Origin of the sequence: Thiocapsa sp. UBA6158 (assembly GCF_002423035.1) — a bacterium.
GTDB lineage: Bacteria > Pseudomonadota > Gammaproteobacteria > Chromatiales > Chromatiaceae > Thiocapsa.
Genome location: NZ_DIUM01000045.1, coordinates 1 through 23,797 on the forward strand (window position 1 = coordinate 1; position 23,797 = coordinate 23,797).

Consider the following 23,797-nt stretch of genomic DNA (forward strand, 5'->3'; position numbering starts at 1 on the left):
AGTCCATCGTGCAGGGCACTATAGTCTGGGTGAGTAGAATGACGTTGAATGCCCACCAGTCCATTATTTCGAACGCTGCCATGCCCAGCCGGATCAACAGATTCCATTGCACGCGTTTGAGCAAGGACTGACGCTGCTTTCTGTAGCTGTTGAGGAACAGCCAGTTCTGCGGCATCACGATTTGAACAACGCCCTGCCCGCGCTCGAGGCCGAATTCCAGGCATCGCTCCAGGAACACATTGGCCAGATCGTTCTTTGCCTCTGGATAGTGCGTTGCGCAGTAGGTCTTCAGCGCATCACTCTGCTTGCCGCGCGCCAGATAGGGCACATTGGTGATCACCAAGTGATAGCGCGCATCCAGCAGCCGCGCGGCATCCAACAGGCCGCGCGCGGACAGCGCCAAATCCCAGGCATCATCGTTCAACGCCTGCCCCGGACCCCGGAGGGTGGCCGGTGTCTCGGTCGCCAGCGCGTGTTCAAGCAGCTCCTTGAAGTTGTCTAAGCTGGACGTCAGGAGATCGTCCTTCAGGCTGCGGCCGGGATCCAACAGACTGCCCAACAGCGGGGCCCGGGCAAAACTCGCGTGCAGCAGACGCAGTTCTTGGCGCAGGAAGTCGGCATTGGGCAACGTGTCCGCAACCAGCGCCTCCCAGTCCTCCGGCTTGGCCGCCACCTTCAGCCCGCAGCAGGCGATGTTGGGCGCGGGCATCTCGGGGCGCACGCCGAGCGGGTCGCCGTTCTCGTCCGGAAAGCGCCACGCCGCCAAGGCGAGGGCGAAGACCGCGATCTCGACACAGCGGGCGTCGATTTCCAGGCCGTGCAGGTTGTCGCGCAGCACGGCATCCACCGCCTCGCGCGCGCCCAAGCCCTCGGCCGCCATGCGCATCGGCACCAGCAGCAGGAAGGCGGCGACCAGGAAATGCCCTGACCCGCAACAGGGGTCGAGCAGCTTGAAGTCGGCTAGGGTCTCCGGCCAGCCTTCGAAGCGGCCGGCGGCGGGGATTCGGTCCCCCTCTGCCTGGCCCTCTCCATCGAGGGGCGTGGGCGATGGGACCGTGCGCAGATAGGGCAGCGGCACCGGGCAGGGCGTGTCCGGATGGCGTGTCACCCACCAGGCACCAAGCGAGTTGTGGAGCAGGAAGTCCACCATGTAGGGCTCGGTGAAGAGCTGGGTGACGGCGGGCAGCTCATCGCCGTCGATCTTGACCTCGGAGGCGTTGACCTCGTCCTTGCGCTTGGCCTGCCAGAATTGATAGTCCCAGCCCAGGCTGTCGCTGGCCTGGAAGACCTCGGCGGGCAATTTGGTCAGCAGGTGCTCCAGCGCGCGCTGATGCTCGGGGGCGAAGCTGATCTCGAACACCGGGCTGCGCGGCTTGAACACGTGCGGCAACATGCGCGCGGCCAGCTTACCCGCCAGTTCCCATTGGCTCTTGGCGCCCAGTGCCAGATGGGGGTGTTGGTCGACCATGTCCCGGCAGTCGTCGAGCGATACCGATGCGCCGGGTTCCCACATGAGCAGACCGTTCTCGGCCAGAAAGCGGGCGAAGAGCATGCGGTGCCAGTGCTCGTAGGCGACCTCCCACACCAGGCGCTGGATCTCCTGGGTGTCGTTGGTGTGCTTGGTGTCCCCCAGCGCGCGACCGTGGGCGCGGAGGCGACGGCGCAGTGCCTTGTTGTCATCGGTCAGATAGTCCGGCGCCTTGGCCTCGCCGACGGCGAGCTGCGCCAGGGACGCACGCGCGGCCTGCTCCGCGACGTCGCGGGCCGCTTTGACGGTGTTTTCCAGTTGAGTGCGGAGGGGCTTGGGAAGCGGGGCGGTCATGAGTCACGGGTCCAGTTTTCGACGACCAGACCAGGGTAGTCCTTGAAGTCGTTTTCGTTGTTGGTGACCAGGGTGGCGCCGATGCCGAGCGCGTGAGCGGCGATCAGGCGATCCATGGCATTGCGCCGGCGATCGGGAACGGCGGCTCGCAGCACGCCGTAGGCGTGAGCCGCGGCTTCGTCGAAGGGAAGATACGGAACCCGCTGCACGAACAGATCCAGGATCATTTCGTTGTGCTTTCGGCTGTCGGGGCGCTTCTCGATCCCGGCGCGGATCTCCGCATAGGTGATCATCGACATGCCGACATCGCCCCGGTTCAGCGATTCGAAGCGGGCGGCTACCGAAGCGGGCCGACGTTGCATGACATAAATGCAGATATTGGTATCCAGCAGGTATTTCATGAGTCGTCCGTAGCCTTCCCGCCGGCTTGGCCACCGAAAGCCTCCCAATCTCGCTCGACCTCCGGCGATTCATCGCGGCCATCCGCCATGAAGTCGGGCGTGAACATGGCGCAGATATCCATCACGTCGGCCAGGGTTTGCGGTTCCACGGGGCGAACGACGAGCGTGTTGCCGATACGCTCGATCTCGACTTCCTGAATGTTGTCCGCAAAGGCCAACTCCTTGGGAATGCGCACGGCCATGGAATTCCCGCTTTTGAAGACTCGCGTGAGCATACAGGTTTCCTTACAGTCGAGTGTATATCCAGTATATACATCATGCCTTCAGAGCGCCACCGGCCCCTGTTTGAGTTTCTCTGCCAGCAACGTTTCCACCTCCGCCAGCCAGTCTTTCAGCTCGGCCTCGTCATTGATGGTGCGCTTTGGCAGGCTGACGTGGACGACGTTGGGTTTGAGCAACTGCACCGCCGCATGGCGCGCGGCCTCGAAGCGGTTGGGCAACGCCTGAGTTTTCGAGACCCAGTGGTCGAGATCGCAGTCGTCCAGCGCGTCTTGAAGCTGCTCGGGCGTGCCGAGCGGTACACTGGCCAGCGGCGTGAGGTGGTGTTTATCGATCAATTCCGCGCGCTGGGTCTCGCTGAGTCGGTTCCAGTCGGCATCGGCGGCCAGTAGGTCCTCCTGTTCCCGGAAGAGTGTCCGGTAGGCATCCAGCTTGACCTTGAGCGCCTGTCGCAAGAGGTCGACGACCTTGTCGAGCAGCGGGCGCACCGGATCGGGCTCGGCCAGCAGGCTGCGCTGCGCCTCGACGGCATCGGCTTCGGCCTTCAACCCGGCGTAGGGACCCAGCGCCTTGGCATGGCGCAACAGGTCGCCGAGCTTGTGCCAGGTCGGAAGCCGACCGGCGATGTCGTCGGCGGTCTTAACCCACCGTTTGGACAAGCCGGCGATGTCGTCGCAGCGGCTGTACAGCTCCAGCAGTTGGGCGTTCCCGGAAAGCCCTTCCAGGGCATCGATCGAAGCGCATGTCGGGGCCTGGGGTGCAGGCGCGCCTCCCCCGGCCTTGCCGGCGTGCTCGCGCAGCTTGGTCAGGAGCGCCGGCACCTTGGCCAGCTCCTCCTTGGGCTGACAGGGGACGCCGACGGCGCTGAACAACTGCCGAATCTTGATGAGCTGAGGCGGGGTGATGGTGATGGATTCGCGCTGGAAGCTGGTCTGGGTGAGCTTGGCGCGGTCCAGACTTCGGGCGTCGACCGACTTGCCGGTGGCGTCCGTGGCCTTGAGGTGCCCGGTGGCCAGCAGTGCGTAGAGTGCGCCGTCGATGGCATCGCGCGGCCAGCCGTAGGGCGGCGCGTCGAACTGATCGCGGATCTCGGCGCCCTTCTTGCCGGGGCCGATGTAGGCCAGCAGCTTTTGGCAGACCGGGTGTTTGTCGGCCTCCTGCGCATGGCCCACGGCCTTCATGGCTTCGAGGTTGCCCTTGCGCGCCTCGTCGAGCACCTTGCTCCAGTGCTCATGGTCCGCCGCATCGAACTGGCTGAAGAGGCGAATGGCGGATGCCTTGCCGGCGCGGTTGATACGCTCGGCCAGATCGTTGCCCTCGGTGGCCTCCTGTCCGCCGGCCTGGAAGACGCGAACACCGGCAAAGAGCCGGTCGAGCAGGTCGATCAGCTCTTTCTCTGCCGTGCGCTGTCGGCTCTCCATCGAGCGCCGCGCGTCGTCACCTTCTACGGTGGTTGGGGTGCCCTTTTTCTGCAGGGTGGCGCGCGCCGCCTCCAAGGCGACGATGGCGTTGGCGAGCTCGGTCTTGTGCTGTGCCGGCAGGAAGGCGAAGAGCGTCGGGTTCTCCGCGCTCTTTGATTTGGCCTCGGCGATGACCGATTTCTCATCGGACTGCCAGCCATCCTGGATCCAGAGGTAGAGGGTCTTGTCGTGGTCTTTGGGCAGATTCTCGTCATAGGTCGGGTGGAGCTTGCGCTCGACGTTGTCCTTGCCCTGGGCGACCCGGACCTTCTTCAGCACCTCGCCGAATCGCGCCTTCAGCAGGTCGGAACGCTTCTGCTCCACCCGCTGCGGCGCGGCCTTGAGCTCGGCGTCCTGCGCACGGAATTCGTCGTACCAGGCACTGGATTCGCGCGTCTGCAGGCGGTACTCGGTCCCGCTACCGCCGGCGAGGGCCATGATCAGGCGGTCCTTGTTCTGAAGCTCGTCCAAGAGTGCCGGAAGCCGCTTGCGCAGGTCGTTGGAGCCGGCCGAGAGATCTGTCACCAGCAGGTCGGCGAGGAATTCGTCCGTCGCCTTCAGACCGAGGTCCATCGCGGCATCGGCGGGCAGCTTGTTGATGAGATACACGAGCTTGAGCAGCTTGCCCTTGAGCTGTGCGTCGGCATCGCCCGCGGCGAAGCGCTGGACGTTCTCGAAGACCTCTTTGGGCAGCTGGGCGGTCGACACCAGATTGGCGGCGATCTGGTCGTACAGGAAGTCGCCGGGGACAACCTGACCCAGCGGCGCGTCGGCGGTGGCGAGCACGGCCTCGTGCACCACGCGCAACTGGCTGCGCAGCTGCGAGACCGTGCCGGTGGTGTCGATGGTGCGCAGCACCCGTTCCCAGAAGCGCCGACGCACGGGCAGCAGCGGGTAGTCCGAGGTCATGACACCCTCGTCCTCCGTCATGTGCTCGAGCTTGGTGCCACGCAGATGGCGCGAGATCTCGCCCAGGTTGGCGCGCCAGATCGCATCGATTGCAGGCTGTGCGGTCGGCTTCTTGGCGAGGATGATCCGGCGGGTGACGTTCTCGACGTCCCAGTCACCGAGCATGATCGGCACCGGGAAGCGCCCCATCAGGCGCTGCAGGTTCGGCATGCCCGACAGGGCGGACTGCCCGGTACCGACGAACAAGAGCTTGCCCATGAAGTGTTTGCACAGGGTTTCGGTCAACTCCTGCACCTGGAAGGCACGCTCGGCATCGGAGCCGATGTATTGCTGCACCTCGTCGAGCACGACCAGGGTGAGCGGGAAGGTGCCGTCGACCGACAGTGCCGCCTCGATCGCGTCGACCAGTTGCTCGCTGCTGATGTCGGTGACCTGGGGGAACTGCTCCTTCAGCAGCTTGCGCGCGTCCTGCTCGGTATTGGCGAGATCGGGACGGACCTTAAGCAGCGACTTGGCCAGGTGGCTGGACACATACAGGTGCGGCAGTTCCTGGCCGAGGGTGCGGCCCGCCAAGTTCAGCTCGGCTTCGATCGCCGACAGCAGACCCTCTTGATTGAGCCAGAGAACAAACCGGGCCTGGTTGTATTGCTCCGGCAAGCCCTTGGACTTGAAGAGGATGCCGAGCAAGGCCAGCCGTACCCTGTCGCCGGCACCGGCGCCGAGCTTGCCTGCCGCCGCATGCAGACCGCCGTGACGCCGGCCCTGGTTGGAAAGCTCCTTCAGGTGATCGGACACCCCGCTTGGGAGCTTGGCGAGGCTGCGCGCCGTCGCGCCGTCGGCGAAGGTGTCATCCGTCCAAAGGGTGCGCAGCATCTTCGCTAAGTGCGACTTGCCGCTGCCGTAAAAACCGCTGATCCAGACGCCGGGCTGCTCGCTCTTGGAATCCAGGTTGAGCAGGAACTTCTCCAGGATGGTCTCGAGGCCCTTCTCGTACTGCCCGTCGCAGACGAAGGTCTCGAGCTCATAACGCAGGATCGCCTGCGCCGCCTCGGAGTGATCTTCGGAGACTTCCGCCACACCGTTGTTGGCGAGACGGTTTTCCTTCGGCGGCGTGCTGTAGATGTCCCGGTTCAGCATTGTAGATCTCCATATTGAAGCGGCTTCCAGCCGCTTTTCGAGCGGCCTTGACCATAGTCTCAGCCAGTGGCTGACGAACAGTGTGTAGTCAGGGCTTCCAGACCTGATTCTGTCAGGCCAGGATGGCCTGACTACTCAGTCGGCCGCAGATATGGTCGGAGTTATAACCAAGGCCTTTCGAGCAAAGCAGAACCGGCTGCCTGCCGGTTGTCGAGCCGGCTCTAAACCGCATCCAGAGCGAGATGCTCACTTTCGAGTGCGCTCGACGTTTGGTTCACACCCGCCCTTGGCGGGGGCGCGTTTTAAAATAATATATTTTTTCATATCTTAAACCGCGCCGGTTCCAGCGGTCGTCACGTCTGCCTGGGCCGGTCCCATCCAAAAACATCGCATACCGCGCTGGGCGCGGTTTAAGCCTGCAAGGGCACGGCGAGGTAATTCCAGCCGTCACGCGCGTCGAGCAGGCGGTAGCTGTGGTGCTCGGGGTGGTGCTCGCCCGGGAAGAACACCAACAGTCTCCCGGTCACGGACTCCTTGATGCCCTCGACGAGAGTCGATACACGAGCCAGGCCGAACAGAGTGCCGACGCCCAGCAGCGCGACGACCGTCTCAGGGCCGCTTTCCGCCTCGATTCGAGCCTTGAGCTTGGCGATCAGATCGCCGATAAATTCGCTCAGCTCGCCGGCCTGATACCCGGCCAGGTCTTCCGGGCACTCGAAATAGGCGTCGCGGTATTCCTGCGCCATCATCCACTCGGGAAAGGCGTTCGTCAGGTCGATGAGCAGCCACTGCTTGCCGGCTTGCGCCGTGGCGAGCGCGAACTCATCTACATTCGCACGCAGGCGCAGCTCGTCGGCCTTGTCGTAGACCGCGAAGACCACGCGTTGGATCGCCGCGAGTCCGACCTGCCACGGCACGGTCAGGTGCTGACGGTAGGCACCAGCCAGTTTTTGAACCCTAGACGACATCGGTCGCCTCCTGTCTGACCTGTTCTTCCTCTGCGCTCAGATAGCCCGGGAATCTCACTTCCTTGACACCTCCAGCGTTCATGAAGACGAGCAGCCCGCGGTGTGCCGCACTCCTGGCCAAGGCGTCGAGCTCCGCGGGTGTGCCGCCGAGCAGCGTCATCCAGTCCGAGGAGAAGAGCCGCTGCCCCGACCGGCCCTCCAGATAGCCGGTGAACAGACAGAGTGCGACAACCTCGGCGCGGACCTCGGGTCGAGATCGGGTCTTGCGCCGATGTCCGTGCAGGAAACCCGCCGCGGTCCAGGTGCCTGCAATGTTCTGTGCAAATGACTTCAGCGACGCGACGCTGAAGCGATCGGGGAAGGTCTCGGCCAGGAATGCCTCGACTACCTCTCGCGGCACCGGCGCGCCGATGGGGCGCGAGAGGATGAAGCCTTGCGATGCACGCAGCAACGGATCGCGAGCCAGGGCCACCGTCAGGGCGAGCAGAGGCTGCGCGGCCGCATCCGACGACCAGAGACGTCGAAGTGCCCGAAACAGCGGATTGGCCGGGTCGAGAGCATAGAGCGTCGCGAGATGCCCGAGCGACAATTCGCGCGCCTTCTTGGTCGACTTGCCCAACAGGTTCTCGGCGACGATCGCAGTCGCGTAGTCATGACGCGTCGCCGAGGATGAGGTGTGAGCGATGAGTACCCGCAAGTCATCCAACATCATGGTGCGCGCCGCATGCGGCCCGTTGATGCCGACGCGAAAGCCCAAGCGGGTCAGACGCGATTGTCGGTCAAGGTTACCTCGGTGGATCATCAGGGTGGATCATCGGCCTGGCTGGACGACGACTAGGCAGAGACGGCTGTCGACCGGAGCTTCTCGCGCACATCCATCAGGATCTCTCCGGAGGTATTCAGTCCACGCCCGTCGCGGCAGCAACCCCAGTAGTCGTCATAGAGGTTGCTCTCGACGATGCGTTTGTCGCCGGTTTCGAGCAGTGCCTGCGCGCGCTCAAACCCGGCAAGTGACCACCAACAGGCGATTTAATCCCAGTTCAGTGCACCACCCGTCTGATACTCCGTGACCCGTGTCTCGAAGAAGTTCTTTTCCTTTTTGAGATCAAGCACCTCGGACATCCAGGGGAAGGGGTTGGATGCGCCCGGATATTGCTCGGGCAGGCCGATCTGTGCGCAGCGCCGGTTGGCAATGAACTGCAGATATTCCTCGAACATGGGCGCATTGAGCCCGAGCACACCGCGCGGCATGGTGTCGTGGGCGTAGCGTGATTCCATGGTGACGGCATCGCGGATCATGGTGATGAGCTCCTGCTTGAATTCCGGGCTCCACAGATGCGGGTTCTCGATCTTGATCTGGTTGATCACGTCGATGCCGAAGTTCATGTGCATGGATTCGTCGCGCAGGATGTATTGAAACTGCTCGGCGGTGCCGGTCATCTTGTTGCGTCGGCCCATGCTCAGGACCTGGACGAAGCCGACATAGAAGAAGATACCTTCGAAGATGACGTAAAAGGCCACCAGCTCGCGGAGCAGCTTGCGGTCGTTCTCGGGCGTTCCGGTCTTGAAGTGCGGGTCGGCGAGATGCTGAGTGTAGGGCAGGGCCCATTCGGCCTTACGCGCCACCGAGGGCACCTCGCGGTACATGTTGAAGATCTCGCCCTCGTCCAGGCCTAGGCTCTCGACCACGTACTGATAGGCGTGGGTGTGCAGGGCCTCCTCGAAGGATTGGCGCAGCAGATACTGGCGGCACTCGGGGTTGGAGATATGGCGATAGACGGCCAGCACCAGATTATTGGCGACCAAGGAATCGGCCGTCGAGAAGAAGCCGAGATTGCGCTTGATGATGGTGCGCTCGTCGTCGGTCAGGCCGTTGGGATCCTTCCAGAGCGCGATGTCCGCGTTCATGTTGATCTCTTGCGGCATCCAGTGGTTGGCGCAGGCGTCGAGATACTTCTGCCAGGCCCACTCGTACTTGAAGGGGACGAGCTGATTGAGGTCGGCGTGACAGTTGATGATCTTCTTGTCGTCGACGCGTACCCGGCCCGCGCCCATCTCGAGCGACTCGAGACCCGTGGCGCCGCCGACGATGTCCTCGTCCGGGTGCGGCCTCTGCATCCGCGTTTCGGCCGGCAGCAGGGTGTCGCCGATCGGCAGCTCACTCTGGTGCACGGTGGATGCCGGGAAGGGGTTGGGGTCGACCACGGGTGCGGCGCCAGCGGTCGCCATCAGCTCGGCATTGCTGACCAGGCCATGGCCGGGGCGCACCTGTGCGGTGTCGAGGGTCGCGCGAAACGGGGTTGCCTTCGGTGCGTCGGCCTGCGGCTTGGCGGACCAGTCTTCCGAGTCGTCGGTCGGATCGACGAGGAAAGCCCTTCCGGTGTCACGGGCGGCGGGTCGGGTTGTGGCGAGTGGATCGTCCCAGTTCAGCATGGTGTGTCTCCTCGATGAGATTCGTTTGACGGGCTCGGCCTGAATGCCGTTCCCGACGGCCGCCAACCGAAAACGTCGGTGGATGTTCCGATGACTTCGTGGCTCGGGAGTTTAGGGCTTTTATCACGGATGTCCAGTGCCGGAGCACAAGATCTTGTGGGCAATCTGTCAACGTAATCCCTCATGTTGTGTTGGTCCGTGCCGTGTGATCTCAGGCCGCAGACGAGGTGCTGGCCGCCTCGACCCAGAGTCGGAGCGGGGCGGACGCTGCAGTGTCGCTGTACGCTTTGGTTTGCGCATGCCGCTCATGCACCGCGCCGGTTTCGGGAACCTCTTCGGCCTCGGCGACCGGAAGGTAGGCGGCGATCAGGTGGTAGAGATCCGCCGCGGCACTCTTGGCGCGATCGAACGGCAGGCGATCGAAGCCGATGAGCGTGGCTTTGACGCGGAGATAGGACTCGGGGATGGCATAGCGATCGAAGATGGCGCGGGCGTCTTGCTCCAGGCTGCTCAGGTTCTCCTGCAGCGACGCGTCGCACTCGGGCGGCAAGGTGATGTAATCCCAGAGGACATCCGCCGAGTGCTCGCCACTGCGCACCACGACGAAGGGCGTGCGGGTCTCGCGGCAATGGTGGAACCAGTCGCTGTCGATGAAGCTGTCTTTGGCATCGACGAGATCGAACGGGGCGTCGGACATGAAGCGTCTCCTGCGTTTCGCCTGAATCTTGAGGACCGCGTAAGGTACACCGACGGGCGTGATTCGTCAGGCTCGCGTCCATGTCCGCATCGTTGCGCCATGGCGGCGTGCGGCGTAATCTTTGCGCCCGACGCGCGCGGCCCGGGCCGCCCAACGAATCTGAATACGGATTGCTCGCACTTATGATCAGTAAAATCGAGGTTATCGACGTCGCCTGCATCGGCTGTGGGACCTGTTGGGTCGCCTGCCCCCAAGCGTTCAAAGAGCACGATATCGGAGACGACCTCAAGGCACTCCCGACGGGTGGATTGGGTGACCAGCACATCATGCGTGCCGCTGCCGAGGGCTGTCCCACGCTGGCGATCTCGCTGATCGACGAGGCGGGCGTGGTGCTGTTTCCGAGCGAGGAGGCCAGGGCTGCTCTGAATGCGTCGTCCGACTGGTGATCGTTGCTTCGAGCGCCGCGAGCCGCGAAGAGCCTCGAGCGCGCTTTGCGCATGGCGGCGTCGGGCCCTTGAGTAAAACAGCCGAAACAGGTCGGTCCGAGGTTCACTCGGGTCGGACGATTTCCGGGTATCGGCATCTTCGATGGCGATTGTTTGCGAATCTTTGGGCGACTGAAGTCGCCCCATCGCCCCTACCTCGCCGATCCATCGCCACCATTTCGCGATCGCTCCGACATCGCCCCGTTCGACCGCGAAAACACTCTCGAGCTGTGCTCAGTCGCTTCGCATCAGCTTCAGGCCGACCTTCAGGATGCGGTCGCCTTCGACCTCGCGCACGACCAAATCGACCGTCTTGAGTCGTAGTCTGTCGCCGACTACCGGGTGAGCGGTGTGCAGCGCGTGTCGGATGAATGCATCCAAGGTCAGGGCACGATCCGAGTCGGGTAGGTCCAGCCCGTAGGCGGCCGCCAGGTCGGCCACTTGGGCCTCGCCGTTGAGCACGAACTCGCCGAAGAAGACTTGATCGGATAAGCGCTCAGGCGCCGCGCTCGCGACGAAGAGACGATCCAGCTCCGCCAGGTCGGCCGGGTCTGCGATGAGATACAGATAGTCGTCCGACTTCAGGTCCGCCAGGTCGAGGACGTCGACCAGGTGTTTCCCGCGCAGAACCGCCACGATGCGTGCGCACTTGGGGAGCCGCAAGGCACCACGCCGCTCGACCACGACGGGGGTGTCTTTCGCCAGGCGATAGCCGACCAGCTCGAGCTCGCGCTGACCGGGGATATCCAGCTCGACACGCTGCACCTGATGGCTGGTCGGCGGGACCTCCAGCCCCAACCGACGGGCGGAGGCGGCGACCGTCCAGCCCTGGATCAGCAGCGACACCAGCACCACGAAGAAGACGATGTTGAAGTACATCGACGCCTGATCCATCCCGGCCAGCAGCGGGAAGAGCGCCAGGATGATGGGCACGGCCCCGCGCAACCCGACCCAGCCGACGAAGACCTGCTCGCGCCAGGGAAAGCGGAAGGGCAGCAGGCAGAGCCAGACCGCGATCGGGCGGGCGACCAGGGTCAGGACGGTGGCGAAGAGCAGTGCATCCACGGCCACCGGCAAGAGTTCGGAGGGCGTCACCAGCAGCCCCAGCATCAGGAACATCCCGATCTGGGACAGCCGGGCGATGCCGTCGTGGAAGCGTTTGATGTACTGGCTCGACTGCAAGGGCCGATTTCCGACCACCAGGCCGGCGAGATAGATGGCCAGAAAACCGCTGCCCTGCAGCACGGAGGTGATCCCGAAGATGGTCAGGCCGCCGGCCATGACCGCCAAGGGATAAAGCCCGGGCGACATCTCCAGTCGATTGATCAAGCGCACCAGACCCAAGCCGCCGAGGATCCCGAACAAGGCGCCGAGCCCCATCTGTCGCACGAACTCCAACAGCAGCACCAAGCCGACATCGTCGCTGCCGCTAATGATCAGCTCCATGAGCACGATCGTCAGAAAGATGGCCATGGGGTCGTTGCTGCCGGACTCGATCTCGAGCGTGGCGCCGACGCGCTGCTTGAGCTCGAGCCCCTGGGAGCGCAGCAGAGAGAAGACCGCCGCCGCATCGGTCGAGCCGACAATCGCGCCCAGCAACAGCCCTTCCATCCAGTGCAGGCCGAGCCACCAGGCCGCGAAGAGCCCTGTCACCGTCGCCGTGATCAGGACGCCGACGGTGGCGAGCCCGACAGCCGGTTTAAGTCCGACGCGGAAGTTCCGAAACGGCGTCACCAGCCCGCCGTCGAAGAGGATGATCGCCAGCGCCAAGCTGCCGAACAGGTGCGCCATCTGCACGTCGTCGAACTGGATCCCGCCGGGCCCCTCCTCGCCGAGCATCATCCCGATGAACAGGAAGACCAACAGCAGGGGCACGCCGAACCGGCTTGTCACGACGCTGGCCAGGATGCTCGCCAGGAACACCAGCGAGACGACCAGGATGATTTGGTTGGTGAGGTCCATCGGGTCTCTCGTCCGAAAGGGTTCGCCCGCACGGCGTCCAGCGCTGCGCGAGGGTGGTCACTGCAGCAAGAATCGCATGAATTGGCCTGCGATGGGCAAAAGCCAGGCCGGGTATGTGCTGCGGTATCGTGGCCGCTCGCCCCCGGCCTTGGATCATCCGGTGCAGGCTGGCCGCGAGCCGCGACGAGCCGCGATCAGATGGCGTAGCTAGAGGCCGGGTCGTCGAGAAACGGCTGCTCGATCCAGCCGCGTTGCTCCAGCGTGGTGCGGCGCAGGACCACGCCGGCGCCTGCCGGCAAATCCCGGCGCAGCGGTCGGTCGCCGAGATCCGTCGCGGTCTGTTTTGTTTTCCGAGCATTCCCCCGCCGCGGAACCTTGTGCACCGGGGGATGGCTCGGGTGGGTTGCTCGATGGTGTCGTGGGTCGGCGTGCCATGTGGCGGCTGCCGTGACTGGGTCGGACACCGGTCGAGCGTACCAAAGACCAGGGTGTTGCGGATAGGGCTCGCGCGACGGGTTTAGGTGCGCTCGGGCGCCTTGCGCCGCGGGTTTCCGGTTGATCGCGCGAGACCGAACGCCGGGCAGGGCGTCCGGCGCGCACGAGGCGCTCGTCGGTCTCAGTACCAATACCGGTTGTCTTGCCGGTCCCGATAACGTTTTTCCTTTTCGCTCCGGTCGTAAAGATAACCGCCCAGGGCTCCGGCGCCGGCACCGATCAGTGCCCCCTTCCCGGCGTCTCCGCTCATCGAGCCGATTGCGGCGCCGGTCCCGGCGCCGAGGAGCGCGCCGGATCCGGTGCGCGATGCGGTTGTGGTTCCGCACGCCGTCAGGGCAAGTACGGATGCGATGGCGAATGCAATGGTGATAGGTCTCATCGGTCGGGTCCTCCTGCTATAGGGCCATCTTGGGGGGCGCCCTTGGAGGCGCCGTGGCCTTCCGATGTCAGTTTAGTCCAAAGGAAGTGCTGATTTGTTCGGGGGTGACCGGTGGAAACGGGGCTTTTTTCCGGTCCCATGCGGCACTCGATCGTTCGGGATGCGGCTTTTGGGTGGGCTGAAGCCCCATCGCCGTCATCGCAGTGTGCCGTTCCTGCCCGGGCGGATCGGATACAATCGGACGGCTCATCGCCGAGCCCCGGCCATCGTCGCCGCAGCGGCATGGCTGCTGAGCGGTGCGCGAGCGATTGATCCCCGTCGAGGGCCGGCTTGCGCAAGTGCTTTCCATTCCCTTCGAGATCTTCACGCCATGCAGTCTCCGATCTCCCAACGCTGGTCCTGGTTGATTCCATTCATGTCTTGGCTGCCCGGGGTCGGGCGCACGGAGATCAAGGCGGATGCGCTCGCCGCCATCATCGGGGCCCTGGTCGTGCTGCCGCAGGCCGTGGCCTTCGCGACCATCGCCGGCATGCCGCCCGAATACGGACTCTATGCCGGGATGGTGCCGGCCATCATCGCGGCCCTGTTCGGGTCGTCGCGCCACCTGGTCTCGGGACCGACGACGGCGGCCTCGGTTGTGTTGTTTTCCGCCTTGTCGGTGATGGCGCTGCCGGGCTCGCCGGACTATGTGACGCTCGCCTTGACCCTGACCTTCATGGTCGGCCTGATGGAGCTTGCACTGGGCCTCGCGCGCATGGGGACCCTGGTCAACTTCATCTCGCACTCGGTGGTCGTGGGCTTCACTGCCGGTGCGGCGCTCCTGATCGCCGCCAAGCAGCTCAAACATTTCTTCGGCATCGAGATGGACAGCGGGGGGCACCTGCACGACATCCTGATCCAGTTCGGTCATCACGTCCTCGAGATCAACCCGGCGACCACGCTGGTGGCCGTCTCGACCTTGCTGATCGGGATCGCCTTCAAGCGCTGGCTGCCGAAGATCCCCTACATGATTGCCGCCATGCTCGGCGGCAGTCTGATCGCCGTCGGACTCGACGCCTGGCTCGGCAACGAGGCGACCGGGATCGCGACCGTCGGGGCCTTGCCGGCGGGCTTCCCGCCGCTGTCGGCGCCGAATCTGACCTTCGATCACATCAAGGAGTTGGCGCTCACCGCCTTGGCGGTGACCCTGTTTGCGCTCACCGAGGCGGTCTCCATCGGTCGCTCGCTGGCGGCACGCGGTGGCTACCGCATCGACGGCAACCAGGAGTTCATCGGTCAAGGCTTGTCGAACATCGCCGGCTCCTTCTTCTCGGCCTACGTGGCGACCGGCTCGTTCAACCGCAGCGGCGTGAACTATGCCGCCGGCGCGCGCACGCCCTTGGCGGCCATCTTCGCCGGCGTGCTGCTGATCGGAATCGTGCCCTTAGTCGCGCCCTACGCGAGTTATCTGCCGACGGCCGCGATGGCCGGGTTGCTCTTCCTGGTCGCCTGGGGGCTGGTCGATTTCAAGGAGATCGGGCACATCCTCAAGGCGTCCAAACGCGAGACCTCGGTCTTGGCGGTGACCTTCTTCTCCGCGCTTTTCCTGGAGCTTGAGTTCGCCATCTTCGCCGGGGTGTTGCTCTCGCTGGTGCTCTATCTGGACCGTACCTCAAAGCCGCGCATCGTCAATCTGGCACCGGATCCGCGCCTGCCCAATCGGGCCTTCTCCTGCGAGCCGGACGTCGCGCAATGCCCGCAGCTGCATATCATGCGGATCGACGGCTCGCTCTTCTTCGGCTCGGTGGCGCATGTCGAGAGTGCCTTCGATCGGCTGCGCGCGACGCATCCGGAGCAGAAGCATCTCGCGATCCTCGCCGAGGGCATCAACTTCGTCGATCTGCAGGGCGGCGAGACGCTGGCGCGCGAGGCCAAGCGACGTCAGGCCGAGGGCGGGGGTCTCTATCTGATCAACGTCAAGACCGGGCTCTGGGAGGCGCTCGAGCGCTGCGGCTGTATCGACGCAACCGGGGGGCGCAATGTCTTCCAAGCCAAGAACGCGGCCATTCGCGCCATCTACCAGAAGCTGGACAAATCCGTCTGCGCGACCTGTCCGCAGCCGATCTTCATCGAGTGCGGGGCGGGTCGGCACAAGCAGCCGACGAGCCCCTGACGGATGTCGAATCCATTGATCCATGTCTTTGTCAGACGCCGAGCGACTTGTTAGCGTCCGGACACTGCAACCCACCGCGAGACTCAACAGATGGCACGAATCCTTATCCTCGGAGCGGGCATTTCCGGGCACACGGTTGCGCGATATCTCGGCAAATGGCTCGGTAAGACGCATCCGATCACCGTGGTCTCGCCGAACCCGAAGTGGAACTGGATCCCGTCCAACATCTGGGTCGGCGTGGGCGAGATGACCGAGAAGCAGGTGACCTTTCCGCTCGCGCCCATCTACAAGAAGCTCGGTGTGGACTTTCGTCAGGCGCAGGCCGTTTCCATCCATCCCGAGGGCGGTGCGGATCGGACATCGCCCTATGTGACCGTCGAGTATACGGACCCGGCCCGCGTCGGGCAGACCGAGGCGCTCGAATACGACTATCTGGTCAATGCGACCGGCCCCAAGCTGAATTTCGGTGCGACCCCGGGTCTCGGCCCGGAGGGCGGACACAGTCTCTCGGTCTGCACACCGTCGCATGCCTTGGAGGCGAATGCGCATCTGCAGGAGATGATCGCCGCCATGAAGGCGGGTGCGACCAAGATCTTCGTCGTCGGTACGGGTCACGGCATGTGCACCTGTCAGGGTGCGGCATTCGAATACATCTACAACATCGACCACAGCCTGCGCGAGGCCGGTGTCCGCGACAAGGCGCAGCTCGTTTGGATCAGCAACGAATACGAGCTGGGCGACTTCGGGATGGGCGGCGTTCACATCAAACGCGGGGGCTATGTCACGAACGGCAAGGTCTTTGCCGAGTCCATGATGGTCGAGCGCGGCATCTCCTGGGTCACGCGTGCGCACGTGACCAAGGTGGAGCCGGGCAAGATCCACTACGAGCTGCTCGACGGCAGCTTCCATGAGATGGATTTTGATTTCGCTATGCTGATCCCGCCGTTCTCCGGCGTGCCTTTGCAGGCCTTCGATAAGTCAGGCGCCGACATCACGGCCCAGATCTTCGCGCCCAACGGCTTTATGAAGGTGGACGCCGATTATGCCGTGAAGCCTTACGAGGATTGGGGTCCGGAGGATTGGCCGAAGACCTATCAGACCCCCGGCTACAAGAATGTCTTCGCCGTCGGGATCGCATTCGCGCCGCCGCATCTCATCAGCAAGCCGATGAAGAGCGTCAACGGCACTCCGATCAACCCCACACCGCCGCGCACCGGGATGCCGTCGGCCGCGATCGGCAAGGCCGTCGCCATGAGCATCCGCGACATGATCCAAGGCGCCGCGGGGCCGACCCACACGGCGTCCTTGGCCGAGATCGGCGCGGCCTGCGTGGCCTCGACCGGGTCCGATATCTTCAAGGGGACCGCGGCGACCATGACCGTCTTCCCGGTCGTGCCGGATTACGACAACTATCCCGAATACGGCCGGGATATGGATCTCACCTTCGGCGAGGTCGGATTGGCGGGGCATTGGATGAAATACATCCTGCACCATGTGTTCATTTATCAGGCCAAGCTCCGGCCCGGTTGGTCGCTTCTGCCCGATTGATCAGCCTGCCGAAATCAGACACCCGCCATCCGATATCCGAGAGACGAAGCCATGGGCGCGAAGAATCGAGAACCCTATCAGCAAGCCTATTATCCGCCGGTGCCGACACGGTTTACGCGCTATATGCGGACATCACTCGTGTGGCAGCTCATCCGCTTCATCATCATCAATTTGAAGATCCTGAAGCTGATGATGAAGGCGCACAAGGTGCATAAGGTGTAGAGACCGCAGCGCGGCGGCTGCCGGTCGTGTCGAGCGGCTGACCCGCCGTGTTTGGTTTATTCCGAGCGCTTGGCCAAACCATAGCGCTCGATCTTTGCGCTCGGGCCAACGCGCGAGAGACCGAGCTCCGCGGCTGCGTGTGACTTGTTCCAACGGTGGCGCTCGAGCACCTCGCGCAGGACTCGGGTCTCCAGCGCCTCGATCCGCGCCTTCAGGGTCGGATCAATCAAAGATCCTCCCGGAAGCGGACCTCGCCGATCTCGGTCTCGAGCGATCGATTGATGGCCGCCACGACCCGTACGTCGACCCGACGCCGTCGGTTGCTCCCGAGCGGACGCACCTCGCCGTCCTGCAGGACGCGCAGCAGCTTGACCTGAAACGTCCGCGCGACCTCGCCGATCTCGTCGAGAAAGATGGTGCCGCCGTCGGCCTGCTCGAAGAGGCCGATCCGATCGTTGACTGCGCCGGTGAAGGCGCCTTTCTTGTGTCCGAACAGCTCGCTCTCGAGCAGTTGATCCGGCATGGCCCAGCAGTTCTCGGCGACGGATGATGTCGCCGAGATCCGTGTAGTCCGAGATGATGATGCGCACGACGTCGGGCCAACGCTCGCGGACCCGCGCGAGAAACTCCACCCAGGTGGTCTCGGGTATCCGTTGATCGGTGACGACGACCTGGACCCATTCCTCCGTGAGGATCTCCTCGGCGGCGGTGGCGCCGGTGGCGGTCAGCACCTCGAAGGACTCGTCGAGCGTCCGGGTCAGGGTATCCAGCGACAGCGCCTCGTCGTCGACCAGCAAGACGGTCGGGATGATGTAAGCACTTGTGATGCCATCTATTATTCGAACGAGAAAACATGATGTTGCGTTCAATCGAGACCATGGACTCACGCTGAGCCGTCAAGTGAGCAGGCACCCGTCCAGCTTAGATGCAAAGCAGGTTTGCAGAGCCGCTAAAGCCCCGGGGCATTCGCGGCCTTCCGCGTTCTCCGCTTTGCCGCCTCGTGCCCGATACCGTCTTTCTCACGGAGTCTGCCTCGGCCTGATCCGTGACGACCGATCGCCGCAACCATCCCTTGGCCCTCCCCATTCTTTCCCCACTTGTTCGCTAGCCTGGATGGCACCTCGTCGGCCGCCCGAGCAGCCAACTCGATCCCTTCGGACTGTATGAGCCATGACCCGAGAATCCACCGTCTCCGCCGAGCCGATCGACCTTCCAAGCGACTCGGATCGAGCCGCCCCGCCTCGCCGACGCCTGCTTCGGGTCGTGCTGCCGGCCTTGGTGGTGCTCGGTTTCGCAGCCGGGACGAACGTTTGGCTGACGAGTCGTCCGGAGAACGGAGTCACCTTCGAGACGGCCGAGGTCGAGCGCGGCGATCTGAGGATCAAGGTCACCGCGACCGGGTCGCTGCAGCCGGTCAATCAGGTGGATGTCGGCACGGAGGTGTCCGGCACCATCGTCCGGGTGGCGGTCGATTTCAACGATCGCGTGGAGACCGGCCAGATCCTTGCCGAGCTGGACCCGGATCAGTCCAGGGCGAAGACGCGCCAGTCGGAGGCGGCTCTGGCGTTGGCGGAGGCCCGCGTCCTGGAGGCGCAAGCGACGGTGACCGAGACCGCGAACAAGCTGCGGCGCACGCGGGATATGATCGACAAGCGTCTGGCCGCGCCCGAGGAGTTGGACGGCGCCGTTGCGAACGCCGAGCGTGCGCTTGCGTCGCTTGCCGTTGCGCGGGCGCAGGTCGCCCAGGCACAGGCCGAGCTCGATGCGAATCGCCGCACCCTCGAGAAGACCCTGATTCGCTCGCCCATCGACGGGGTCGTCCTGCTGCGCCAGGTCGAGCCCGGACAGACGGTCGCCGCGTCGCTCCAGACCCCGGTGCTCTTCAACCTGGCCGAGAACTTGGCGCAGATGGAGCTCAAGGTGGCCATCGACGAGGCGGACGTGGGCCAGGTGGCCGTCGGGCAGTCCGCCGAGTTCGTCGTCGATGCCTATCCGGACCGACGGTTCCCGGCGACCATCGCCCAAGTGCGTTTTGCCCCCGAGACCGTGAGCGGTGTGGTGACCTATGCCGCGCTCCTGGACCTGGACAACTCGGACCTCGCCCTGCGTCCCGGCATGACGGCTACGGCCGAGATCCTCGTTCATGCATCGGACGAAGTGGTCCTGGTCCCGAATGCAGCCTTGCGCTTCAATCCACCACAGGACGCCGTCCCCAAGCGAGGCGCATCCAACCTGCTCGGCATGCTCATGCCGCGCCCGCCCGCGACCGCGAAGCGTCCCCGCGCGCCCGAGGAGCGCTCGGGGAAGGAGACGCAGGTCTGGATCTCGACCGACGGCGAGCCGACGCGCGTCCCGGTCAAGGTCGGAGCGAGCGACGGGATCGTGACGCAGGTCCTGGACGACAGCCTGGCCCCCGGGACCCGGGTGCTGGTGGATGTCGAGCGCAAGAAGCCCTGATCATGGTCGACGCGACCGACCGGAAATCATGCCCCTTGATCGAGCTCCGCCGTGTGACCAAGGTCTACGGGCGCGGCGACGCCGCCGTCCATGCCTTGGCCGGGGTCGACCTGCGCATCGAGCAGGGTGAGTTCGTCGCCGTGATGGGGCCGAGCGGATCGGGCAAGTCGACCGCGATGAACATCCTGGGTTGCTTGGATACACCCAGCTCCGGGTCCTACCGATTTCGGGGCGTTCCGGTCGAGACACTCGGTCGGGATCAACGTGCACTCCTGCGTCGTCGTGACCTGGGTTTTGTCTTCCAGGGCTTCAATCTGCTCAACCGGACCTCGGCCCTGGAGAATGTCGAGCTGCCTTTGATCTATCGGCGCACCCCGCGAGCGGAACGCCACGCCCTGGCACAGCGGGCCTTGGCGCTGGTCGGCCTGAACGGGCGAGAGGGACACACGCCGGGCGAGCTCTCGGGCGGTCAGCAGCAACGCGTCGCCATCGCGCGCGCCATCGTCACGGACCCGCATCTGCTCCTCGCCGACGAGCCGACCGGGAATCTGGACTCGGTCCGCAGTCACGAGATCATGACCCTTTTGGACGGACTCAACCGCGATCGCGGCATCACGATCCTGATGGTCACTCACGAGCCCGAGATGGCGGCCTACGCGCATCGCGTCATCCATTTTCGCGACGGCCGCGTGGTCGACGAGAACACGCCGGAGCACACCTCCTAATGCTCTGGAATACCCTCCTGTTGGCCCTGCGCGAGATCCGCCGAAACGTCCTGCGTTCGGTCCTGACCATGCTGGGCATTGTCATCGGCGTGGCGGCGGTCATTGTCATGGTGACCCTCGGCGACGGTGCGACCCGGCAGGTCACGGCGCAGATCGAAAGTCTCGGAACCAACCTGCTGATGATCACCATGGGCCAACGCATGGGGCCGGGATCCAGCTCCAACGCACCGCCCTTCACCTTGGACGACGTGGTCGCGGTGCAGCGCGAGATCGGCGCCGTGAGTGCCGTCGCCGGCTCGGCGAGTCAGGTCATGACGGCCGTCGTGGGCAACAGCAATTGGTCGACCACGGTCACCGGCAGCGACAACCGCTTCTTCGCGGTGCGCAACTGGAGATTGGACGACGGGAGGCTCTTCACCGAGCCCGAGCAGCGTGCCGGGCGGGCGGTGTGCGTGATCGGGGCGACGGTGCGCCGCGAGCTGTTCGGGTACCAGGATCCCATCGGTCAGAAGATCCGACTCAAGCAGATCGCCTGCGAGGTGATCGGGCTTCTCGCAAGCAAGGGTCAGAGCGCCATGGGCTCGGATCAGGACGATCTGGTGGTCATGCCGCTGCGGACCTTCCAGCGGCGTGTCGCGGGCAATCAGGAGGTCAACCTGATTCAGCTTTCGGTCCGGGACGGCGACTCCACCGAGCAGGTCAAATCCGACATCGAGCGCATGATGCGTGAGCGTCGCCATGTCCACCCGGCCGATCAGGACAACTTCTCGGTGCGCGACATGAAGGAGATCGCGACCATGCTGACCGGCACCACCCGTGTTCTGACGGCCCTGCTCAGCGCCGTGGCCGCAGTCAGCCTCCTGGTCGGAGGCATCGGCATCATGAACATCATGCTGGTCTCGGTCACCGAGCGCACCCGCGAGATCGGCATCCGTCTGGCCATCGGGGCGCTCGAGCGCGAGGTCTTGATGCAGTTTCTGGTGGAGGCGGTGGTCCTGTCGTCCTTGGGCGGGCTGCTCGGTATCCTGCTTGCGTTGGTCGCCTCCATTGGACTGGCGAGCCTGCTGCAGGTGCCTTTCGTGCTTAACGGCCCCATCATCCTCATCGCCTTCCTCTTCTCGGCCGCGGTGGGGGTCGTCTTCGGTTATTTCCCCGCGCGCCGAGCGGCCAGGCTGGATCCGATCGAGGCGCTGCGGCATGAGTGACCGCCCGAGCGTGCCGTGGCGTTCACGTCTCGGTGACGCGCTGGCGGGTGTTGAGCGATCCGATCGAGGTCGGCGCCGAGGGTCCGATGATGTCCTAGACCCTGTGGCAGGCGCTGCGCGAGTCTCTCGGCGCAGCGGCGAATGAACAGATCCACTAGCGGGAATGAGCAAAGCTGATGGTTGTTGAATCCGAGCAGGTCATCGAACGCACCAAGAAATGGATCTCCGAGGTCGTGATCGGATGTCGCATGTGTCCCTTCGCGGCAAAAGAGTTCAATCGGGGCGCAATACACTATCGAGTCGAAAGCGACTCCGACATGGAATCCAGTCTTCGGGCATGTCTCGAGGAGTGCCGTCGCCTCGATGAAAACCAGTCGATCGAGACAACGTTGCTGATCCTGCCCGGTGCTTTCCCGGAGTTCGATGATTATCTCGACTTGGTTGAAATGGCGGAGGCGCTTCTGGAGGCGGAAGGCTACGAAGGTCAGTATCAGGTCGCCGGTTTTCACCCCGATTATCGGTTTGCAGATGCGCCCGAAGATGATCCTGCAAACTATACGAACCGATCGCTCTATCCGATGTTGCACCTGCTTCGCGAAGAGAGCATCGAACATGTGCTGGACCGATACCCCGATGCGGATGCGATCCCTGAAAGAAACATCGCATTCGCCCGCGAGCAGGGGCTTGAGTCTATGAAGGCGCTGAGGGACGCCTGTTTGTAGTGCGTTCGCAGCATGACCCGACAGGAGATCCGAATGAAAAATAACGAGCAAGACGGCCTTCGCCAAGCGGTGCGCGATCGCTACGGCGCAACGGCACGAGCCGCGACGGCGGGCGAGGGGGCCGATTGCTGTGCCCCGTCCTCTGCGGGCGGTTGTTGCGCGCCCGTGCCGATCCAATCGATCCTGCTCGGGTACAGCGAGGCCGAGACCGCCGCCGTACCCGAGGGTGCGAATCTCGGCTTGGGTTGCGGCAATCCCCAAGCGATCGCCGCGCTGAAGCCGGGCGAGACGGTGTTGGACCTGGGCAGCGGCGCCGGATTCGATTGTTTTCTCGCTTCCCGCCAAGTCGGCGAGACCGGTCGCGTCATCGGCGTCGACATGACACCGGAGATGCTGACCAAAGCGCGCAGCAACGCGGAGGCGCACGCCGAGGCGGTCGGTCATCGGAACGTGGAATTTCGACTCGGCGAGATCGAGAACCTGCCGCTGGCGGATGGCTCGGTCGACGTCATCATCTCGAATTGCGTCATCAACCTGTCTCCGGACAAAGCCCGTGTCTTCGCCGAGGCATTTCGGGTGCTGAAGCCGGGCGGGCGACTGGCCATCTCGGACGTCGTCGCGACTGCCGAGCTGCCGGACGACCTCAGGTCGGACCTGTCGCTCTACACCGGATGCATGGCGGGGGCGGCCCGGATCGATGTGCTCGAGCAGATGCTCGAGGGTGCGGGATTCGAGCAGGTGCGCGTGTCGCCGAAGGAGGAGAGCCGGGACTTTATTCGGGACTGGGCCCCGGGAACGCCGGTCACGGATTATCTGGTCTCGGCGAGTATCGAGGCGAACAAACCGGGCTGAACCGCGCCGGNNCCGGGCGCGGCTTAAGTGCGAACGGCGCGAGCGCGGCGAGTTCGCTCGGCCTCTTCAGAGGAGCTTGACCAAGGCCGCAAGCGCGGCAACCTGGCCCAGCATCAGCGGAACGATCCACTTCAGCAGATCGACCTTGGTGCGCTCGATGGCGGCATGGACATTGGCGATGTCTTTCTGGACCTCGTTTCGCAACTCGGCGATGTCTTTCTGAACCTCGCCCCGCAGCCGGGCGATCTCCTTGTGCATGTCCGCACGAAGCTCGGCGATGTCTTTCTTGAGCTCGCTTCTGACCTGCTCGATTTCCTTTTGGAGACGCAGCTCGGATTCGCGAACATCCGACCGAAGGGCGACATCGCCGCCTCGCGGCCACTGTTGCTCCAAGGCATCGATGGTGTCGACGATGAGCCGAAACCGCGTCGTATCGTCCGGCGCCTCGGTCAGGCTTTCATAGAGTCTCAGGGCGAGTCCCATGCGG

At 64.1% G+C, this 23,797-nt stretch carries 24 protein-coding genes and 1 pseudogene; 9 read left to right on the forward strand and 16 right to left on the reverse strand.

The genetic code is table 11. The annotated features are described in order from the left end of the window. From B4N44_RS06775 to B4N44_RS06810, 9 genes are all read right to left on the reverse strand, one after another. The coding region (locus tag B4N44_RS06775) for an Eco57I restriction-modification methylase domain-containing protein (protein ID WP_349681072.1) at positions 1 to 1,822 on the reverse strand (1,822 nt) is incomplete at its 3' end. Beyond that, on the reverse strand, positions 1,819 to 2,223 hold the full coding sequence (locus B4N44_RS06780; RefSeq protein ID WP_296698371.1) for a type II toxin-antitoxin system VapC family toxin: 405 nt from the start codon (positions 2,221 to 2,223) through the stop codon (positions 1,819 to 1,821). The genes B4N44_RS06780 and B4N44_RS06775, both read right to left, overlap by 4 nt. Next, entirely contained in the window at positions 2,220 to 2,498 is a 279-nt protein-coding gene (locus tag B4N44_RS06785) for an antitoxin (protein WP_296698373.1), read from the reverse strand. Before B4N44_RS06785 ends, B4N44_RS06780 begins: the two co-directional genes overlap by 4 nt. A 48-nt stretch (positions 2,499 to 2,546) precedes the next feature. Next, complete coding sequence (gene brxC / locus B4N44_RS06790; RefSeq protein WP_296698376.1) at positions 2,547 to 6,008, reverse strand: BREX system P-loop protein BrxC; 3,462 nt, start codon at positions 6,006 to 6,008, stop codon at positions 2,547 to 2,549. 410 nt (positions 6,009 to 6,418) lie between these two features. Further along, a complete protein-coding gene (locus B4N44_RS06795; protein ID WP_296698378.1) occupies positions 6,419 to 6,976 on the reverse strand; it encodes a BREX protein BrxB domain-containing protein in 558 nt (185 codons plus the stop codon). Further along, on the reverse strand, positions 6,966 to 7,778 hold the full coding sequence (locus tag B4N44_RS06800; RefSeq protein WP_296698381.1) for a hypothetical protein: 813 nt from the start codon (positions 7,776 to 7,778) through the stop codon (positions 6,966 to 6,968). Before B4N44_RS06800 ends, B4N44_RS06795 begins: the two co-directional genes overlap by 11 nt. Positions 7,779 to 7,810: 32 nt before the next feature. Continuing rightward, positions 7,811 to 8,005 (reverse strand): NADAR domain-containing protein, encoded by a 195-nt coding sequence (locus B4N44_RS19900; protein ID WP_414718121.1) that lies wholly within the window; start codon positions 8,003 to 8,005, stop codon positions 7,811 to 7,813. Then, entirely contained in the window at positions 8,006 to 9,409 is a 1,404-nt protein-coding gene (locus B4N44_RS06805) for a ribonucleotide-diphosphate reductase subunit beta (protein WP_296698385.1), read from the reverse strand. It lies immediately after the preceding gene. 211 nt (positions 9,410 to 9,620) lie between these two features. Next, positions 9,621 to 10,106, reverse strand: a complete 486-nt coding sequence (locus B4N44_RS06810; RefSeq protein WP_296698388.1) for a hypothetical protein — start codon at positions 10,104 to 10,106, stop codon at positions 9,621 to 9,623. Between the two features lie 182 nt (positions 10,107 to 10,288). On the opposite strand from B4N44_RS06810, the gene B4N44_RS06815 reads away from it, so the two are divergent. Further along, entirely contained in the window at positions 10,289 to 10,552 is a 264-nt protein-coding gene (locus B4N44_RS06815) for a ferredoxin (RefSeq protein ID WP_232408765.1), read from the forward strand. 273 nt (positions 10,553 to 10,825) lie between these two features. Here the strand turns inward: B4N44_RS06815 and B4N44_RS06820 are convergent, their stop codons facing one another. The 3 genes from B4N44_RS06820 to B4N44_RS06830 all read right to left on the reverse strand — a co-directional run bounded on the left by B4N44_RS06820 (position 10,826) and on the right by B4N44_RS06830 (position 13,427). Continuing rightward, positions 10,826 to 12,553 (reverse strand): potassium/proton antiporter, encoded by a 1,728-nt coding sequence (locus tag B4N44_RS06820; RefSeq protein WP_296698396.1) that lies wholly within the window; start codon positions 12,551 to 12,553, stop codon positions 10,826 to 10,828. Positions 12,554 to 12,747: 194 nt separating this feature from the next. Next, positions 12,748 to 12,936, reverse strand: a complete 189-nt coding sequence (locus B4N44_RS06825; protein WP_296698398.1) for a hypothetical protein — start codon at positions 12,934 to 12,936, stop codon at positions 12,748 to 12,750. A gap of 233 nt (positions 12,937 to 13,169) precedes the next feature. Continuing rightward, a complete protein-coding gene (locus tag B4N44_RS06830) occupies positions 13,170 to 13,427 on the reverse strand; it encodes a YMGG-like glycine zipper-containing protein (RefSeq protein WP_296698401.1) in 258 nt (85 codons plus the stop codon). Positions 13,428 to 13,797: 370 nt separating this feature from the next. On the opposite strand from B4N44_RS06830, the gene B4N44_RS06835 reads away from it, so the two are divergent. The 3 genes from B4N44_RS06835 (at position 13,798) to B4N44_RS06845 (ending at position 17,349) form a co-directional block, all read left to right on the forward strand. After that, positions 13,798 to 15,579, forward strand: a complete 1,782-nt coding sequence (locus B4N44_RS06835) for a SulP family inorganic anion transporter (protein WP_296698403.1) — start codon at positions 13,798 to 13,800, stop codon at positions 15,577 to 15,579. 90 nt (positions 15,580 to 15,669) lie between these two features. Then, positions 15,670 to 17,127: an NAD(P)/FAD-dependent oxidoreductase gene (locus tag B4N44_RS06840; RefSeq protein ID WP_296698405.1), complete on the forward strand. Its 1,458-nt coding sequence runs from the start codon at positions 15,670 to 15,672 to the stop codon at positions 17,125 to 17,127. Positions 17,128 to 17,178: 51 nt separating this feature from the next. Further along, positions 17,179 to 17,349, forward strand: coding sequence for a hypothetical protein (locus B4N44_RS06845; RefSeq protein ID WP_296698407.1), 171 nt, complete (start codon positions 17,179 to 17,181; stop codon positions 17,347 to 17,349). Positions 17,350 to 17,405: 56 nt separating this feature from the next. Here the strand turns inward: B4N44_RS06845 and B4N44_RS06850 are convergent, their stop codons facing one another. The 3 genes and pseudogenes from B4N44_RS06850 to B4N44_RS06860 form a co-directional block, all read right to left on the reverse strand. Then, a complete protein-coding gene (locus B4N44_RS06850) occupies positions 17,406 to 17,579 on the reverse strand; it encodes a helix-turn-helix domain-containing protein (RefSeq protein WP_296698436.1) in 174 nt (57 codons plus the stop codon). Beyond that, positions 17,576 to 17,872, reverse strand: coding sequence for a sigma 54-interacting transcriptional regulator (locus B4N44_RS06855; RefSeq protein ID WP_414718120.1), 297 nt, complete (start codon positions 17,870 to 17,872; stop codon positions 17,576 to 17,578). Before B4N44_RS06855 ends, B4N44_RS06850 begins: the two co-directional genes overlap by 4 nt. A 79-nt stretch (positions 17,873 to 17,951) precedes the next feature. Then, positions 17,952 to 18,236 (reverse strand): annotated as a pseudogene (locus B4N44_RS06860) (response regulator); the annotation flags it as partial. A 283-nt stretch (positions 18,237 to 18,519) separates the two neighbouring features. Here B4N44_RS06860 and B4N44_RS06865 point away from each other — a divergent pair. The 5 genes from B4N44_RS06865 (at position 18,520) to B4N44_RS06885 (ending at position 23,310) form a co-directional block, all read left to right on the forward strand. After that, complete coding sequence (locus B4N44_RS06865; RefSeq protein ID WP_296698410.1) at positions 18,520 to 19,806, forward strand: efflux RND transporter periplasmic adaptor subunit; 1,287 nt, start codon at positions 18,520 to 18,522, stop codon at positions 19,804 to 19,806. 35 nt (positions 19,807 to 19,841) lie between these two features. Beyond that, positions 19,842 to 20,531, forward strand: coding sequence for an ABC transporter ATP-binding protein (locus tag B4N44_RS06870; protein WP_296698413.1), 690 nt, complete (start codon positions 19,842 to 19,844; stop codon positions 20,529 to 20,531). Further along, positions 20,531 to 21,736 (forward strand): ABC transporter permease, encoded by a 1,206-nt coding sequence (locus B4N44_RS06875; RefSeq protein WP_296698415.1) that lies wholly within the window; start codon positions 20,531 to 20,533, stop codon positions 21,734 to 21,736. The genes B4N44_RS06870 and B4N44_RS06875 overlap by 1 nt, the downstream gene beginning before the upstream one ends. Before the next feature lie 176 nt (positions 21,737 to 21,912). Continuing rightward, on the forward strand, positions 21,913 to 22,458 hold the full coding sequence (locus B4N44_RS06880; protein WP_296698419.1) for a DUF1415 domain-containing protein: 546 nt from the start codon (positions 21,913 to 21,915) through the stop codon (positions 22,456 to 22,458). A gap of 33 nt (positions 22,459 to 22,491) precedes the next feature. Further along, complete coding sequence (locus B4N44_RS06885) at positions 22,492 to 23,310, forward strand: arsenite methyltransferase (protein ID WP_296698421.1); 819 nt, start codon at positions 22,492 to 22,494, stop codon at positions 23,308 to 23,310. A 66-nt stretch (positions 23,311 to 23,376) separates the two neighbouring features. Here the strand turns inward: B4N44_RS06885 and B4N44_RS06890 are convergent, their stop codons facing one another. Beyond that, a complete protein-coding gene (locus B4N44_RS06890; protein WP_296698424.1) occupies positions 23,377 to 23,793 on the reverse strand; it encodes a coiled-coil domain-containing protein in 417 nt (138 codons plus the stop codon). Positions 23,794 to 23,797 lie beyond the last annotated feature (4 nt).